The sequence below is a fragment of the Uliginosibacterium aquaticum genome (assembly GCF_012972705.2).
GTDB lineage: Bacteria > Pseudomonadota > Gammaproteobacteria > Burkholderiales > Rhodocyclaceae > Uliginosibacterium > Uliginosibacterium aquaticum.
In genome coordinates this window covers 483,536-498,339 of record NZ_JABCSC020000001.1, presented here as the reverse complement: position 1 = coordinate 498,339, position 14,804 = coordinate 483,536, and the positions used below count along the sequence as shown (strand labels likewise).

Below are 14,804 nucleotides of genomic sequence, written 5' to 3'. Positions count from 1 at the left end.
CAATATGGCTGACATCATCTGCATCATCGGCAGCAAGGGCGGAAGTGGCAAAACCACGCTATCCCATATGCTGTGTTACGGACTTGGCCTGATCGGCCGACGCGCAGCATGCGTGATGACCGATATCTGCCGCGAACCTCCGCCCGCCCACAGCCTGCCTTATGTGTATGCCGACGGACGTTCAGCCACGGCGCGCAACCGGATTCTTGCCACACTGCGCGAGCGCGATAACTGGGTTGGAGTCATTGACGGTGGCGCCAACAGCCTGGATACGGACTCAGCCCTTCATGCCGAGGCGGATCTGGTTCTGCTCCCCTTTCGGGACTCGGCAGAGGATCTGCGCGTAGTCTGTGCCGACTTGGCACGCCTGCCGAACGCTTACGCCCTGCCCTCCCAATGGCCAACAAACCCCTGGCAATACAAAGCGTCGGTACGCCTACTCGAATCCATCCCTGCGGAGTTCCGCGGTCGAGTTCTGGCGCCGGTATTCTCGATTTCTTCGTCCAAGCTGCTCCTGCAGCAACCGCCAGCAGACAATCTGCCAACGCCGCTCAACAATGCCTGTCGTGCGATCGCACGCTACACACTGGGAATCCTTGAAAACGGCGGAGCGGCCCTGCCAGAAGCACAGACTGCCATTGGCGCTTCACGCCGCCTGCAGCGCATGGTCGACCAGCGGGAAAGCCAGACCGCCCACGCCTGAGCGGCCCGCTGCAAAAAGCTCAGGCGCGCAGCCCCTGACGGGCCAGCACCACGAGTGCCTGGGCCCGATTCGGAACTCCCAGCGCCCGCAGGATGGCCGAACAGTGCACCTTGATGGTGCCCTCGGCGAGCCCCAGCAAATCAGCTATCTCGCGATTGGTTCGTCCCTCAACCATCAGCTCCATCACCCGCGTCTGCGCAGAGGTAAGTCCATACTGTTCGGAAAGCGAATCGATGCCACGCCGACGCGGGGAGCGCTGCACGGTAGCTGGAGCCTGCTGAAATTCGGGCGTTACCATCCCCCCCTCAAGCACGGCACGAATTGACTCCACCAGCCTGTCGGATGACAAGGCCTTGGAAATGAAGCCGGCAGCACCGGCTTTCAGTGCGCGCTTGACCGACGCTTCATCCGCTAGCGCCGAAACCACCACCACCGGAATGGTCGGAAAGCGGTGCGCCAGCACTGATACCAACGAAAAGCCACTCATGTCCGGGAGCATCAGATCGGTCAGAACCAGATCGAACTCCTGCCCGGATTCGATCAGAGCCATGGCTTCGGCCGCACAGGCAGCCTGAGCCTGCTCGCACGGCATGCCGAGCTGATCCAGCGCCCGCACCAAGGCTTCGCGCACCAGCGCATGGTCTTCGATCACCAGTACCCGACATGACTCCATGACAATTCCCTGCAAGGCCGCGAATTTTGTTCGACCGCAAATCTTACGCTCCCACCTCACTTCGCGCTGATCCGCTTGTCCGGGACTACCCGAGTGGGCAGGGTATTGAAGAGGGATTTCCGGCTCTGCGGCAGCGTCAGACAAGCCCCACTCTTGTATCCTTCGGGACTGAATATGACACCCACCAAAATCCAGGCATCCATACTGATGCCCGCCCCATTTAACGTGTCGCCCTCTGCTGCGAAAAGTCTGCTCCAGGAGTGCGCACGTTGCGCTTGAAGAGCCTCTGGCGCGTCCTTCTTCTGCTTGCTTGCCTTGCGTGCAACTCGCCCATGAGCGCCGCCCATGCGGCTTCAGTCGTAGTAGTGCTCAGCGAATCAGGGCACGTTCATCAGGAATTTGCCCAGGCCTTCAGCAATCAGGTGTCGCGCAGCCAGCCCGGTGTGCAGATCTCCGTGATCGAAGTCGCCCAACTGGCGGCCAACGCACTCAGCGAGGCCAGTCTGGTCGTCGGCGTTGGCAGTCGGGCCGCTGCCGCCTTGCTAGCATTGGAAAGCGCTCCGCCACTCCTTCTGAGCATGCTGCCGCGCGAGAGTTTCGAACGCTTGCGTGGCCAGCGCACACGCGTTGGTGCCGTTTTCATTGATCAGCCGCCAGCACGCTACATCAGCCTGATCCGCCTGGCGCTGCCGGAACTTGAGCGTGTCGGCATGCTCAGCAGCCGCGACAGCCAGGATGGCGTAGCTCGTCTGATGCAGGCGGCACGCGAGCAACACCTGCGCGGGCACAACGAGTTGATCGCGGACGAAAGTGACATCATGCCGGCGCTGCAGAAGCTCTTCCCGGACGGTGGAGTACTGCTCGCCACGCCGGACAGCTCGATCTTCAACGCCCACACCCTGCCCGGCATCCTGCTCGGCGCTTTCCGGCGCAAGGTGCCGGTGATTGGCTTCTCTGCGGCCTACGTCAGCGCAGGCGCAGTGCTCTCGCTGTACTCCTCGCCAGAGCAACTCGCCAGTCAGTGTGCCGACATCACCCGCAACCTGCTGAACGGCTCAACCGCACTGCCCGCCCAATACCCACGCCAGTTCAGCATCGGGATCAATGACCGGGTGGCCCGCTCCCTCGGGCTGAACCTCGATAGCAGCACCGCCCTTCGCGAAAGACTGGAAAAACTGGAGCGCCAGCCATGAAGCTGAACTGGGATATCCGGACCCGCGTCCTGATCGTTGCGCTCGTGCCGACACTGGTACTGGGCGTGCTGCTCACCGCGCTGCTGACCTTCTCGCGCATCTCCGATCTTGAGGAGGCGCTGACCCAGCGCGGCCAGGCACTGGCTCGCCAGCTCGCCGCAACCGCGGAATACGGGCTCTTCTCCGGCAACCGCGACGCCTTGCAGCGTCTCGCCGCCTCGGCACTCAATGCGGCCGACCTCTACGGCGTGGCGATCTACGACCGTGACGGCAGCCTGATGGCGGTTTCCGGACTACAGACCCATCCGGCAGGCAGCTCGACACCGCCCAGCCAAGCCGATGTGCAGGCCATCAGCAGCCAGATGCTGCGGATTGCCGAACCCGTGCGCCACAGCCATTCACTGGAGGACGATCCCTACACCCTGACCGGCGTGGTACCCGCCGAGGACCGGGCACTCGGCGAAGTGGTGGTGCTGATCTCGCGCGAGACCCTGGAGAACCGCAAGCTCAGCCAGATTGCCACCGCCTTCACCACGCTGGTGCTGGTGCTGGCGGGCAGCATCGCCCTGTCTGTGCTGATGAGCAGCTCGGTGAGCACGCCGATCCAGCGCATTGCTCAGGCCATGGCGGATATCGGTCGCGGCAACCTCACCACGCGGGTACCGATCGAGGGCCGCGGCTCGCTGAGGCGCCTAGCGGAAGGAGTCAACGAAATGGCCGGCCACCTCGCAGTGGCGCGTGGCAACATGGAACAGCGCATCTCTGCCGCCACCCTGCAGTTGCGCGAGCGCACCGAGGAAGCCGAACGCGCCAACATGGCCAAATCCCGCTTCCTAGCAGCAGCCAGCCATGACTTGCGCCAGCCAATGCACGCGCTGGGCTTGTTCATTGCCGACCTCTCGCGCAAGGAACACACCCCGGACACCCGTCTGCTGATCGAGCGCATTGCGGCCTCGGCCGAAGCCATGGAGAACCTGCTCGACAGCCTGCTCGACATCTCCAAGCTCGATGCCGGTGTGGTCAGTTCAGCACCGCGCAGCTTCGCACTCGGCCCGCTGTTCGAGCGCATCGGCAATGACTACACCCATGCCGCCCAGGAACGCGGCCTGCGCCTGCGTGTGCGCTCCACCCAGTTGTGGATCCACAGCGACCCGCTGCTCTTTGAACGCATCCTGATCAACCTTGTCGGCAACGCCCTGCGCTACACGCCCAAGGGGTCGATCATGCTGGCAGCCCGCAAACGCGGCGACCATGTGCTGATCGAGGTCCGCGACAGCGGCCTGGGCATCGCGCCCGAAAATCAGGCCAGCATCTTCGTGGAGTTCGTGCAGCTCGATAATCCGGCGCGTGACCGCAGCAAGGGCCTCGGCCTGGGTCTGGCCATCGTACGGCGTCTGGCGGACCTGCTCTACCATCCGATCACCCTGCGTTCGGAGCCCGGGCGCGGCTCGGTGTTCGGTGTGGTAGCCCCGCTGGTGCCAGCTGAAGCCAGCTATCACAGCCAGCCGCTGCCGGAGCAGGACTTCCTCGGCCGCATCATCGCCATGGTCGATGACGACGCGCTGGCACAGGAGAGCCTGGCCGGCCTGCTGCGTGCCTGGGGCTGCTTCGTGGTCGCAAGCGACAGCCTGCAAGGCATTCTGGACGCACTGGAAGAAATGGAGCTGGAGCCGGAAGTGGTGGTCAGCGACTACCGTTTGCCTGGCGAGCACACCGGGCTGGACATCATCGCCAACATGCGCGGGCGCTTTGGCGCCCATCTGCCGGCCCTGCTGCTGTCTGGCGATACCGGCCCGGAAACCCTGCAGGAAGCCACCTCGCGCGGCGTACCACTGCTGCACAAGCCGGTCCGCCCGGCCAAGCTGCGCGCAGCCCTCGCCCACCTCCTCAATTCGCGCAACACGCAGACCACGACGCCCGCAGTCCGCAACGAAGCGCTATGATCGTCCGCTAGATCGCCTGGAGGATATTCATGTCCACGAACAGCAGTCAGGAAGACGGTTTCGAATTCATCCGCAAGATGTGGGGCAACATGGGTGTCGGTCTGCCCGGCATGGTCACCCCCACTCTGGACGTGGATGAACTGGAGCGCCGCATCAAGGATCTGCAGGCGGTCGAAGGCTGGCTCAAGATGAATCTGGGCATGCTCCAGATGAGCATTCAGGGGCTCGAAGTGCAGCGTTCCACCCTGGTCGCCATGCAGGCCATGAGCAAGGCCGGCGAAGGTGAGGGCAATGCCAATCCTTTCGCCAATCCGGCGCTGTGGTCCTGGCCTTTCGCCAACAGCGAAACACCCACCCCGGCCGCCCCCTCCTCCACCACAGCGGCTCCGGCAGACACACCGGAAAAAACCGCCAAACCTGCTAAACCCGGCAAACCATGAATTCACCGCGTTTCGCCAGTGCCTGGGCGAATGCCGCTGGCTGGGAAGACGCGCTGCATGCCGTCATCGCTGCCCTGCCCCGGCTGGCTCAGGCCAATCTTGGCTTTCTCTACGTCTCGGATCATTTCGCCTTCGCGCTGGAGCCCATCCTGTCGCGCCTGCGCCAGCATACCGGAGTGCTTGAATGGGTCGGCGCCACCGGCGTTGGCGTTCTGGGCACGCAAGGCGCGGCACTGGATGCGCCCGGCATTTCGGTGATGCTGGGCGCCTTCCCGCTCGACTCCTTCCGCGTATTCTCCGGCCGCAAGCCGCTGCCGCGTGATTTCGCGGCCTATGCGGCACTGGTTCATGGCGACCCGCTGACGCCGGACATGAGTGAGCTGGTCGCGGACATGAGTCTCAAGGTACGTGGCGGCCAGCTCGCCGGCGGTCTGGCCAGCGCACGCCAGCAAGCCTGGCAGATCGCCGAGGAGCCGCTCACTGGCGGCCTATCCGGCGTGGCCTTCAGCAAGGACATCCAGACCCTCACTGGCGTGAGCCAGGGCTGCTTGCCACTGGCCGGCAACTGGCGCATCACCGCCGCGCAGGACACCCTGATCGAGCGCATCGATGGTCGCCCGGCAGTGGAGGTGTTCCGCGAAGCCGCCGGCCCGGCCCTTGGCGCCGATCTGCGCCGCGCCGTGAGTACCCTGCTGGTGGGCCTCACCGACGATGATTCGGATCGCCGCCAGTTCGCCGCCCGGCGCATCGTGGCACTGGATGTCCGCACCGGCCGCCTGGCCATCACCGAATCGGTCGATGCGGGGCAGCACATGGTCTTTCTCAAGCGCGACGAAGCCGCCGCGCGCGAGGATCTGCAGCACATGTTGCAGGAGTTGCGCGACGCCTGCCCGCGTCCGCCTGCCGGCGGTATCTACGTAAGCTGTGCCGGGCGCGGCGGCATCATGTTCGACGACGATGAAACCGAGATCCGCGCCATCCGCGAAGTGTTCGGCGATATCCCACTGGCCGGATTCTTTGCCGCCGGCGAGATTGCCGGCAGCCGACTCTACGGCCAGACCGGCAGTCTGACCCTGTTCGTATGAAACCGCAGGCCCACAAAAAAGCCGCCCAAGGGCGGCTTTTTTGCGGGCTGAGCCTACTTCAGTGGGCTGCGTTCTGGCCGCGATTGGCCCAGCCGGTGAGGCGCCGCTCCAGACGCGCAAACAGCTCGTACATGATCACGCCCATGATGCCGATCACGATCAGGCCGGCAAACACCAGGGGCATGTTCATCGACGAGCTGGCGCTCATCATCAGGTAGCCGACACCGACATTGGAGGCCACAGTTTCGGACATCACCGAGCCAACGAAAGCCAGCGTAATCGCCACCTTCAAGGACGCGAAGAAGAAGGGCATCGAGCGTGGCAGACCGACCTTACGCAAAATGTCCAGACGCGAGGCGCCCAGCGAGCGCAGCACATCTTCCAGCTCGGGCTCCAGGGTGGACAGGCCGGCGGCGACATTCACCACCACCGGGAAGAAAGAGATCAGAAAGGCCGTCAGGATGGCCGGCACGGTGCCGATGCCAAACCACACCACCAGCACCGGCACGAAGGCTACCTTGGGCACGCTGTTGAAGCCCACCAGCATCGGATAAACCGCCTTGTAGATAACCGGCGAGGAGCCGACGATCATGCCCAGCACGGCCCCCACCACCACAGCCACGGCAAAGCCCGCCAGCGTGGTCAGCAGGGTATGGGTGGCGTGCTCCATGATCGGTCCAGCGAGCTCAATCCCAGTGGTATAGATCTGGCTCGGCGCCGGCATCAGATAGGTCGGGATAGAGAAACCGCGGCAGATGGCTTCCCAGCACACCAGCACGAACAGGGTCAGCAGCCAGGGGGCCAGACGGCTGATGGTCTTGGGGGATAGTTTTTTCATCTCAGCTCTCCCGCACGCGGCCGATAGCCTCGCGCAGCACATGGACGTGGGCCGAAAAAGCGTCGGTATAGGTCACTTCAAGCTCCCGCGGGCGGGGCAGATCGATCTGGCGTTTGACCAGGATGCGACCCGGGCGCTTGCTCATCACGTACACGGTGTCGGCCAGGAACACCGCCTCGCGCAAATCGTGAGTCACCAGGATCACGGTGAAGGGCTGCTGCTGCCACAGATCACGCAACATGCACCACAGCTCTTCACGGGTGAAGGCGTCCAGCGCGCCAAAGGGTTCATCGAGCATCAAGAGGCGCGGCTTGTGGATCAATGCGCGGCAGATCGAGGCGCGCTGTTGCATGCCGCCAGAGAGCTCCCACGGATATTTGTCCTCGAAGCCCCCCAGGCCCACGCGCTTGAGCTGCTCGCGGGCCATCTCTTCGAACTCCTTGCGGCGGGCGCGCAGCTGGCCGCGATAGGGCTCAACAATTTCCATCGGCAACATCACGTTCTCGAGCGTGGTGCGCCAGGGCAGCAGGTTGGCCGCCTGAAAGGCCATACCGACGATGCTCAGCGGGCCACCGACCTGGCGGCCATTCACGTACACATAGCCCTCGGAGGGCGGTTTGAGCCCCGAAATCAACTTCATCAGGGTGGACTTGCCGCAACCGGAGGGGCCGACGACGGCAACGAACTCGCCCTCCTCGATCTGCAGGCTGACATCCTCGATGGCCTTCGGACCGCCTTCGCTGTAGCGCAGGCTGACATTCTCGAACTCCACGAAACTCATGATCGGGCTCTCTGTATTCTGGGTGGATGGGCGGGTCACGTTGCAGCGCGCCCCGCCCTTGTTGTGATGAGGTCTTGCGGTTACTGCCTTACTTCACCATGCGCTCGGCCTTGGCCGGCAGGAAAGCGGGGTTGAAGAGCTCCTTGGCATCCGGCGTGGTCTTGAGGTCATATGCAGCAACCGTCTCGGCCACCGACTTGCGCATGCGCTCCTCGGTCACGCTGCCCAGACCATTGGCCTTGGCTTCGGGCGTCACCACCACCGAGTTCAGCGCCATTTTCAGGCGACGCGTCTCGAGCGCCAGATCAACCAGGGCATCCTGCTTCTTGACGTAAGTAGCTGCCTCATCCGGGTTGGCGATGCTTTCCTTGAGCGCCTTGTTGAAAGCACGCAGGAAGCCTTCGACCGCCTTGGGCTTCTCGGCCAGGAACTTCGGCGAAGCGATGATGGCATTGCCGTACAGTTCCACGCCGTAATCGTTGTAGAGCATCACAGACAGGTCCGATTCCTTCACGCCGCGCGCTTCCATGTTCAGCACGCTGGTGAAGGAGAAGCCAGTGATGCCATCCACCTCGCCCTTGGCCAGCAGGGTTTCGCGGATCGCCGGATCCACGGTCTGCCACTTCACACTGGCCGGATCGAACTTGTTGGACTTGGCGAACGCCGGGAAAGCCTTGCGGCCAGCGTCAAAGACCGGTGCGGCCAGCGTCTTGCCAACCAGATCGGCGGGCTTGGTGATGCCGGACTTCTTAAGCGTCACCACTGCCGCCGGCGTGTAGTTGTACACCATGTACAGCGCCTGCAGCTTCGACTCCGGGTTCTTGGCGTCGTACTCGACCAGGGCGTTGAAGTCGGTGAAGCCCATGTCGTACGCGCCCGTTGCCACGCGGGTGAACGCCCCAGCCGAGCCCGCGCCTGCATCAATGGTCACGTCCAGGCCTTCAGCGGCGAAGTAACCCTTGGCCTTGGCCAGCAGGAAGGGCGCTGCCGGACCTTCAAAGCGCCAGTCGAGCGTGAATTTGAGCTTGGTGAGATCCTGGGCAAGGGCACTGCCGGCCACACAGCCGAGAGCCAGAGCCACGACAGCGTGACGGGCCAGGCGGGAGAAAGACTTGTTCATGGGGCACTCCGGTGGATTGAAAGGACAACACCACTCCTTCAGCAATCGCTGTGCCACGCTCGAGCCGCAGGCTGCGGGGCTTTAGCGCCGGATACACACACCAACTTGGTGCATGCGGCAGCGTATCCCCGCGCAAACAGGCCTACCTGCGTGCCAGACTGGTGCCTACCTGGCGCAATCCGGGGGCGGGATGCGCGCAGGAATATGAACCCTATGCGGCAGCCTTTATAGCGCCAGAAGCTGCGCCGGGTGCCCGAAAGCGCGGGTTCAAGCCAAGTCTGTGCGGAACATGGCACGCAGATTGCCTTGGTGAGGGCATAGCCAAGGAGAAAGCTCATGTCCAACACCCATCTGTGGGATTCCATCGACGTTCATCTGCTGCGTGTGCTGCATCTCTTGCTCACCGAATGCAGCGTTTCTCAGGCTGCACGGCGCCTGAACCAGTCCCAGCCCGCCGTCAGCACGGCCCTACGCCGCCTGCGTGATCTGACCGGCGATCCGCTGCTGGTGCGCAGCAAGAACGGCATGACACCGACCGAACGTGGTGCAGCGCTGCTCGAACCGGTGCGTCAGGCCCTCGCCAGCATCGAGCAGATCGCCACCAACCCGGACCGTTTCGATCCGGCCAGCACCCGCCGCACGTTTAATGTGGCCACGCCCGATTACCTCGACCCGACCCTGCTGGGCCACATCCTCTCGCGCTTTCACACCCTCGCCCCGCAAGCCCAGGTCGTGTTCCACTCCTTCAGCCCGGAGCAGGATTTCGCCAGCTCGCTGGCCGAAGGCCGGCTGGATGTGGTGATCGGCAACTGGCCGCATCCGCCCGAGCAGCTGCGCCTCGCCCCGCTGTTTGAAGATGAAGTGGTGTGCATGATGCGCGAGGACCATCCGCTGGCCGCCCGCCCGCTCACGGCCAAGGGCTACCTGGAGGCCGAGCATCTGGCGCCCACGCCCTACTCGGTGGGCCAGCGTGGCGTGATCGATACCTATCTGGCCCGCGAGCGACTCAAGCGCAACGTGGTGGCCTGGGTGCCCTACTTCAGCTTTGCGCCTTACATGCTGCTGGAGTCCGACATGCTGTTCACCTGCCCGCGCTCCTTCGCCGAGCACTTCGCGCGTCGTCTGCCGCTGGCCCTCGCCCGCGCGCCGATGGAGTACCCGCTGATGGCCTTCTCGCTGCTATGGCACGAACGCAGCCACCAGGCCGAAGAATGCCGCTGGTTCCGCGAACAGCTGGTCAGCCTGATCCGCAGCAACTACGCCGGTCAACCGCCCTCGCGTGCCCTGCCGAGCATCCCGACGGCGCCGCAGCGCCTGCCCTCACTGGTCTGAACGGTGCGCTGGAAACCGCTCCTGCAGGCGCAACGAGGCAATCCTCAAGATCTGTCGCAAGGCTTCAGCGAACTCTTCTTCGCGGCTGTGCAGCACCCGCGCAGCAAAACGCTCGATGATCGCGGCGCGATCAAAACCGCGCACGGCGAGGATGAAGGGGAAGCCGAACTTGGCGTTGTAGGTGGCGTTGAGCGCCTGCAGCCGGGCAAACTCTTCGGTGCTGCAGGCGTCGAGCCGGGCCCCTGCCTGCTCGCGCGTCGATTCGGCCGTCAGCTCACCGGCAATCGCAGCCCTGCCGGCCAGCTCCGGGTGGGCACGGATCAGCGCCAACTGCTCCGCTTCGCTGGCGGCAAGCAGCACGGCCGCGAGGCTTTTTTCCAGCACGGCCAGACTGGTGAAGGGGCGCTCTTGCCAGGCACGGGCGGCGACCCAGGGCGTGTGTTCGAAGATGCCCTCCAGCGCCGCCACGAAGGCGGGTTGGTCGAGCGCGGAGAGGGTAGAAAGGCTGAGCGTCGGCATGGCGTCATCACACAAGAGTTCACTTCCAGCTTATGCGGCAGGCAAACGCTGCGGCAATGTGCCGGCGTGAATACCCGGTATGCGACCGTTCGCTCCGGCCTCCTTCCTATAATCGACTGCAAATATTACGGAGCATGCCCATGGGCCGCCTCAGCACCCACGTACTCGACACTGCCCACGGCTGCCCGGCCGCCGGCGTAGCTTTCAGCCTGCACAAGGCCGGAGACCCCAGCCCGATATTCACCAGCATGACCAACAGTGATGGCCGCTGTGATGCGCCCCTGCTCAGCGGCGACGCGCTGCAGGCCGGCTGTTACGAACTGGTCTTCGAGGTCGCTGCGTATTTCCGTGCACGCGGCGTGGAACTGCCTGAGCCGCCCTTTCTCGACAAGGTCACGCTGGCCTTCGGCATCGCCGATCCGGCCGGCCACTACCACGTACCCCTGCTGGTCTCGCCGTGGAGTTACTCGACGTATCGGGGCTCGTGATCGCGGGAGTCGGGAGTCGGGAGTCGGGACGATGATCCGGCATTGAAGTTGCTCTACCAGAAACATATTGTCGTGCAGCCGGCGTAGCGAGCGGGCCGAGGCTGCGATGAGAAGCGCAGCCGTACTTGAGTACGGCGAGCATCACAGTCGCAGGATCGATCCGCGCAGTAGCCGGATGCACGGCAAGAAAACGTGCACGACGAAATCGACATCAAGGGCGGGTCGTGCGGAGGCCGCGTCAAAAGGCATCCGGATTCACTGGAGCATCACCATGGAGTTCTCTTACCTCATCGATGCCAGCAGCATGCTCTTGCGCTGGCTGCACCTGATCGTGGGCATTGCCTGGATCGGCGCCTCGTTCTACTTCGTGTGGCTGGACAACAGCCTCAAGACCCCCACCGATCCGAAACTCATCGAAGACGGCGTCGGCGGCGAACTGTGGGCCATGCATGGTGGCGGTTTCTACAACCCGCAGAAATACGCCAACACCCCCAAGCATCTGCCCGAAGACCTGCATTTCTTCTTCTGGCCCAGCTACACCACCTGGATCACCGGTTTCCTGCTGATCTCGGTGATGTACTACTTCCAGGCCGCCACCTTCATGGTGGACCCGAGTGTTTCCAGCATCACACCGGCGCAGTCGGTGGGCATCGGCATCGGCACCCTGGTGCTGGGCTGGGTCGTGTATGACCAGCTCGCGCGCCTCCTGATCGAACGCAGCCAGCTGCTGTTCGCCATCATCTACGTGGCCTTCGTGACCCTGGTGGCCTTCGTGCTGACCCAGTTGCTGGCCGGCCGAGCGGCCTACATCCATGTCGGTGCGATGATCGCCACCACCATGAGCGCCAACGTGTTCTTCTGGATCATTCCTGCCCAGCGCCGCCAGGTCGCGGTCATGAAACAGGGCGGCGAAGTGCCGGCGATCTGGGGCAAGCGTGCCAAGCAGCGCAGCTACCACAACAACTACCTGACCCTGCCGGTGCTGTTCGCGATGATCAGCAACCACTACGCCAGCACCTACAACCATCCGCATGCCTGGCTGGTGCTGGTACTGATCATGCTCGGCGCAGTACTGATCCGTCACTTCTTCAACCTGCGTCACAAGAAGGTGGTGCGCTGGGAGTTCCCGATTGCCGGCCTCGCCATCATCTTCGGCGTGCTGGTGTGGATCGCGCCCAAGCCGCTGCCGAAACCGGCAGCCGATGCAGCGCCGGCCCCCACGCTGGCCGAAATCACCCAGATAGCCCAGGCCCGCTGCGCCGGTTGTCACGCCGAGCATCCGAACATCATGCCGGTGGCCCAGATGGGCGTGATGCTGGATACGCCAGAGCGCGTAAAGCAGCATGCCCAGCGGGTCTTTGAACGTGCGGTGCAGTTAAAGAACATGCCGCTGGCCAACATGACCCAGATGACCGATGACGAGCGCGCCAAGATCGGCGCCTGGTTCGCGGCCGGAGCCAAGTAAGGCTGACGCAAACGCAGAACACGCGTAGCCCGGATGCAGCGCAGCGTAATCCGGGGCTTTGCGCGGTCCATGGGAGGCGTACTCCCGGATTCCGGCTTTCAGCCTACATCCGGGCTACGCATACAGGCTGAACGAAAGCTCAGGATGAAGACGAAAAACTACCCACGCGATCTGATCGGCTACGGCCGCAATCCCCCACACGCGAACTGGCCCGGCAACGCGAAGATCGCCGTGCAGTTCGTGCTCAACTATGAGGAAGGCGGCGAGAACTCGGTGCTGCATGGCGACGCCGGCAGCGAACAGTTTCTCTCCGAAATGTTCGCACCGCCGGCCTTCCCGGATCGCCACATGAGCATGGAGTCGATCTACGAATACGGCTCGCGCGTCGGCGTTTGGCGCATCCTGCGGGAATTCGAGCGCCGCAAGCTGCCGCTCACCGTGTTCGGCGTCGCCATGGCGCTGGAACGCCACCCGGAGCTCACCGCGGCTTTCAGGGAACTGGGCCACGAAATCGCCTGCCACGGCTGGCGCTGGATCAGCTATCAGAGTCTGGATGAGGCCACCGAGCGTGAGCACATGCGCATCGGCATGGACATCATCACCCGCCTCACCGGTGAGCGCCCGCTGGGCTGGTACACCGGCCGCGATTCACCCAACACCCACCGGCTGGTGGCAGATCATGGCGGTTTCCTCTACGACAGCGACTACTACGGCGACGATCTGCCGTTCTGGCTGCCGGTACAGAAGACTGACGGCAACACCGTGCAGCAACTGATCGTGCCCTACACGCTGGACGTGAATGACATGCGCTTCGCCCTTCCGCAGGGCTACTCGCAGGCTGAGGACTTCTTCACCTACCTGCGCGACACCTTCGACGTGCTCTACGCCGAAGGCGAGGACTCACCGAAGATGATGAGCATTGGCATGCACTGCCGCCTGCTCGGCCGCCCGGGCCGAATGCGTGCGCTGATCGATTTTCTTGACCATCTCGAAGCACATGACCGGGTGTGGGTGACGCGCCGCGTCGACATTGCCCGCCACTGGCACACGCACTTCCCGGCGCCGCGCTGAGCGAAGTCCTGTCCTCGATCAGCCCGGGCCTTTGCACGCATGGCCCGGGCCGCCGCATACTGCTCCTCTTCCCTTCCGAACCAAACAGGAGCCCGCCATGCGCTACAGGAAATTCGGCAACACCGGCCTTTTCGTCTCCGAGCTATGCCTCGGCACCATGACTTTTGGCGGTGCCGAAGGCAGCATGTGGGGCCACATCGGCCGCCTCGAGCAGGCCGAAGTTGATGGCCTGATCGGCCGGGCGCTGGAGGGTGGCATCAACTTCATCGACACCGCCGATGTGTATTCCGATGGCCGCGCCGAGATCATGACCGGTCAGGCCCTCAGGAATCTCGGCGTGCCGCGCGAGAACGTGGTCGTCGCCAGCAAGGTCTTCGGCGAAACCGGCACGAAGAGCGTCAATTCACGCGGCATGTCGCGCTATCACATCATCGATTCGGTGAAGGCCAGCCTCGCCCGCCTCCAGCTCGATCATCTCGACCTCTACCAGATTCACGGCTTCGATCCGGCCACGCCGATGGAAGAAGCCCTGCGCGCACTCGACGACCTCGTGCGCCAGGGGCATGTGCGCTACATCGGCGTATCGAACTGGGCAGCCTGGCAGATCATGAAGGCACTAGGGATTTCGGAGCGCCTGGGACTCTCCCGCTTCGAGTCCCTGCAAGCCTATTACACACTCGCCAGCCGCGATCTGGAGCGCGAGATCGTGCCGCTGCTGGCGAGCGAAAAGGTCGGGTTGATGGTGTGGAGCCCGCTCGCTGGTGGCCTGCTGTCCGGCAAGTATTCGCGCGAAGGCAGCAGCGAGGCCGGCGCACGCCGCACCACCTTCGACTTCCCGATCGTGAACAAGGAACGCGCCTTCGATTGCATCGACACGATGCGCCCGATCGCTGCTGCGCACAGCGTGTCGGTGGCGCAGGTTGCATTGGCCTGGCTGCTGCACCAGCCGGCGGTAAGCAGTGTGATCATCGGCGCCAAGCGCATCAGCCAACTGGAGGACAATCTCGCCGCCTGCGGCCTCCAGCTTTCCGCGGCAGAGCTTGCTGCGCTGGACACCGTGAGCGCCCTGCCTGCCGAATACCCCGGCTGGATGCTGGAGCGGCAGGGTGGCTATCGGCGCCAGCAGTTGGTCGACGCTCGCATCGACTGATGC

The 14,804-nt window shown here is 63.7% G+C and carries 15 protein-coding genes; 10 read left to right on the top strand and 5 right to left on the bottom strand.

The genetic code is table 11. The features are described 5' to 3' along the window. Nucleotides 1-4 precede the first annotated feature (4 nt). Nucleotides 5-703 carry a P-loop NTPase family protein gene (locus HJ583_RS02265; RefSeq protein ID WP_170020156.1) on the top strand — a complete coding sequence of 233 codons (699 nt, stop codon included), beginning with the start codon at nt 5-7 and terminating at the stop codon, nt 701-703. 19 nt (nt 704-722) lie between these two features. Here HJ583_RS02265 and HJ583_RS02260 read toward each other — a convergent pair whose 3' ends face one another. Further along, nucleotides 723-1,376 (bottom strand): response regulator transcription factor, encoded by a 654-nt coding sequence (locus HJ583_RS02260; protein ID WP_170020154.1) that lies wholly within the window; start codon nt 1,374-1,376, stop codon nt 723-725. A 332-nt stretch (nt 1,377-1,708) separates the two neighbouring features. Here HJ583_RS02260 and HJ583_RS02255 point away from each other — a divergent pair, with 332 nt between their 5' ends. The 4 genes from HJ583_RS02255 to HJ583_RS02240 are packed head-to-tail and all read left to right on the top strand — an operon-like array spanning nt 1,709 to nt 6,037. After that, a complete protein-coding gene (locus tag HJ583_RS02255) occupies nt 1,709-2,569 on the top strand; it encodes an ABC transporter substrate-binding protein (protein ID WP_170020152.1) in 861 nt (286 codons plus the stop codon). Continuing rightward, a complete protein-coding gene (locus HJ583_RS02250) occupies nt 2,566-4,512 on the top strand; it encodes a hybrid sensor histidine kinase/response regulator (protein ID WP_170020150.1) in 1,947 nt (648 codons plus the stop codon). The genes HJ583_RS02255 and HJ583_RS02250 overlap by 4 nt, the downstream gene beginning before the upstream one ends. A 29-nt stretch (nt 4,513-4,541) precedes the next feature. Continuing rightward, nucleotides 4,542-4,952 (top strand): PhaM family polyhydroxyalkanoate granule multifunctional regulatory protein, encoded by a 411-nt coding sequence (locus HJ583_RS02245; protein WP_101941790.1) that lies wholly within the window; start codon nt 4,542-4,544, stop codon nt 4,950-4,952. Then, complete coding sequence (locus HJ583_RS02240) at nt 4,949-6,037, top strand: FIST signal transduction protein (protein ID WP_170020148.1); 1,089 nt, start codon at nt 4,949-4,951, stop codon at nt 6,035-6,037. The genes HJ583_RS02245 and HJ583_RS02240 overlap by 4 nt, the downstream gene beginning before the upstream one ends. Before the next feature lie 58 nt (nt 6,038-6,095). Here the strand turns inward: HJ583_RS02240 and HJ583_RS02235 are convergent, their stop codons facing one another. From HJ583_RS02235 to HJ583_RS02225, 3 genes are all read right to left on the bottom strand, one after another. Beyond that, on the bottom strand, nt 6,096-6,875 hold the full coding sequence (locus tag HJ583_RS02235; RefSeq protein WP_101941792.1) for an ABC transporter permease: 780 nt from the start codon (nt 6,873-6,875) through the stop codon (nt 6,096-6,098). A 1-nt stretch (nt 6,876) separates the two neighbouring features. Continuing rightward, the gene (locus tag HJ583_RS02230; protein WP_170021297.1) at nt 6,877-7,656 is read right to left on the bottom strand and encodes an ABC transporter ATP-binding protein; all 780 of its coding nucleotides are present in this window, start codon (nt 7,654-7,656) and stop codon (nt 6,877-6,879) included. An 88-nt stretch (nt 7,657-7,744) separates the two neighbouring features. Next, nucleotides 7,745-8,776, bottom strand: coding sequence for an ABC transporter substrate-binding protein (locus tag HJ583_RS02225; RefSeq protein WP_170020146.1), 1,032 nt, complete (start codon nt 8,774-8,776; stop codon nt 7,745-7,747). A gap of 336 nt (nt 8,777-9,112) precedes the next feature. On the opposite strand from HJ583_RS02225, the gene HJ583_RS02220 reads away from it, so the two are divergent. Then, nucleotides 9,113-10,108, top strand: a complete 996-nt coding sequence (locus HJ583_RS02220) for a LysR family transcriptional regulator (RefSeq protein WP_101941795.1) — start codon at nt 9,113-9,115, stop codon at nt 10,106-10,108. Here the strand turns inward: HJ583_RS02220 and uraD are convergent. Then, a complete protein-coding gene (gene uraD / locus HJ583_RS02215; RefSeq protein WP_170020145.1) occupies nt 10,097-10,627 on the bottom strand; it encodes a 2-oxo-4-hydroxy-4-carboxy-5-ureidoimidazoline decarboxylase in 531 nt (176 codons plus the stop codon). The genes HJ583_RS02220 and uraD overlap by 12 nt on opposite strands. A gap of 140 nt (nt 10,628-10,767) precedes the next feature. On the opposite strand from uraD, the gene uraH reads away from it, so the two are divergent. The 4 genes from uraH to HJ583_RS02195 all read left to right on the top strand — a co-directional run bounded on the left by uraH (nt 10,768) and on the right by HJ583_RS02195 (nt 14,801). Continuing rightward, nucleotides 10,768-11,115, top strand: a complete 348-nt coding sequence (gene uraH / locus HJ583_RS02210; RefSeq protein WP_170020143.1) for a hydroxyisourate hydrolase — start codon at nt 10,768-10,770, stop codon at nt 11,113-11,115. Between the two features lie 271 nt (nt 11,116-11,386). Next, nucleotides 11,387-12,580, top strand: a complete 1,194-nt coding sequence (locus HJ583_RS02205; protein ID WP_170020140.1) for a urate hydroxylase PuuD — start codon at nt 11,387-11,389, stop codon at nt 12,578-12,580. A gap of 144 nt (nt 12,581-12,724) precedes the next feature. After that, entirely contained in the window at nt 12,725-13,651 is a 927-nt protein-coding gene (gene puuE, locus HJ583_RS02200; protein ID WP_170020138.1) for an allantoinase PuuE, read from the top strand. 97 nt (nt 13,652-13,748) lie between these two features. Further along, the gene (locus tag HJ583_RS02195) at nt 13,749-14,801 is read left to right on the top strand and encodes an aldo/keto reductase (protein WP_170020136.1); all 1,053 of its coding nucleotides are present in this window, start codon (nt 13,749-13,751) and stop codon (nt 14,799-14,801) included. Nucleotides 14,802-14,804 lie beyond the last annotated feature (3 nt).

Coding starts and splice junctions, on each gene's coding strand:
- HJ583_RS02235 (WP_101941792.1), bottom strand. CDS start 6,875: ATGAAAAAACTATCCCCCAAGACCATCAGCCGTCTGGCCCCCTGGCTG.
- uraD (WP_170020145.1), bottom strand. CDS start 10,627: ATGCCGACGCTCAGCCTTTCTACCCTCTCCGCGCTCGACCAACCCGCC.
- HJ583_RS02255 (WP_170020152.1), top strand. CDS start 1,709: ATGAGCGCCGCCCATGCGGCTTCAGTCGTAGTAGTGCTCAGCGAATCA.
- HJ583_RS02240 (WP_170020148.1), top strand. CDS start 4,949: ATGAATTCACCGCGTTTCGCCAGTGCCTGGGCGAATGCCGCTGGCTGG.
- HJ583_RS02245 (WP_101941790.1), top strand. CDS start 4,542: ATGTCCACGAACAGCAGTCAGGAAGACGGTTTCGAATTCATCCGCAAG.
- HJ583_RS02220 (WP_101941795.1), top strand. CDS start 9,113: ATGTCCAACACCCATCTGTGGGATTCCATCGACGTTCATCTGCTGCGT.
- HJ583_RS02195 (WP_170020136.1), top strand. CDS start 13,749: ATGCGCTACAGGAAATTCGGCAACACCGGCCTTTTCGTCTCCGAGCTA.
- HJ583_RS02250 (WP_170020150.1), top strand. CDS start 2,566: ATGAAGCTGAACTGGGATATCCGGACCCGCGTCCTGATCGTTGCGCTC.
- uraH (WP_170020143.1), top strand. CDS start 10,768: ATGGGCCGCCTCAGCACCCACGTACTCGACACTGCCCACGGCTGCCCG.
- HJ583_RS02230 (WP_170021297.1), bottom strand. CDS start 7,656: ATGAGTTTCGTGGAGTTCGAGAATGTCAGCCTGCGCTACAGCGAAGGC.
- HJ583_RS02260 (WP_170020154.1), bottom strand. CDS start 1,376: ATGGAGTCATGTCGGGTACTGGTGATCGAAGACCATGCGCTGGTGCGC.
- HJ583_RS02205 (WP_170020140.1), top strand. CDS start 11,387: ATGGAGTTCTCTTACCTCATCGATGCCAGCAGCATGCTCTTGCGCTGG.
- HJ583_RS02265 (WP_170020156.1), top strand. CDS start 5: ATGGCTGACATCATCTGCATCATCGGCAGCAAGGGCGGAAGTGGCAAA.
- puuE (WP_170020138.1), top strand. CDS start 12,725: ATGAAGACGAAAAACTACCCACGCGATCTGATCGGCTACGGCCGCAAT.
- HJ583_RS02225 (WP_170020146.1), bottom strand. CDS start 8,776: ATGAACAAGTCTTTCTCCCGCCTGGCCCGTCACGCTGTCGTGGCTCTG.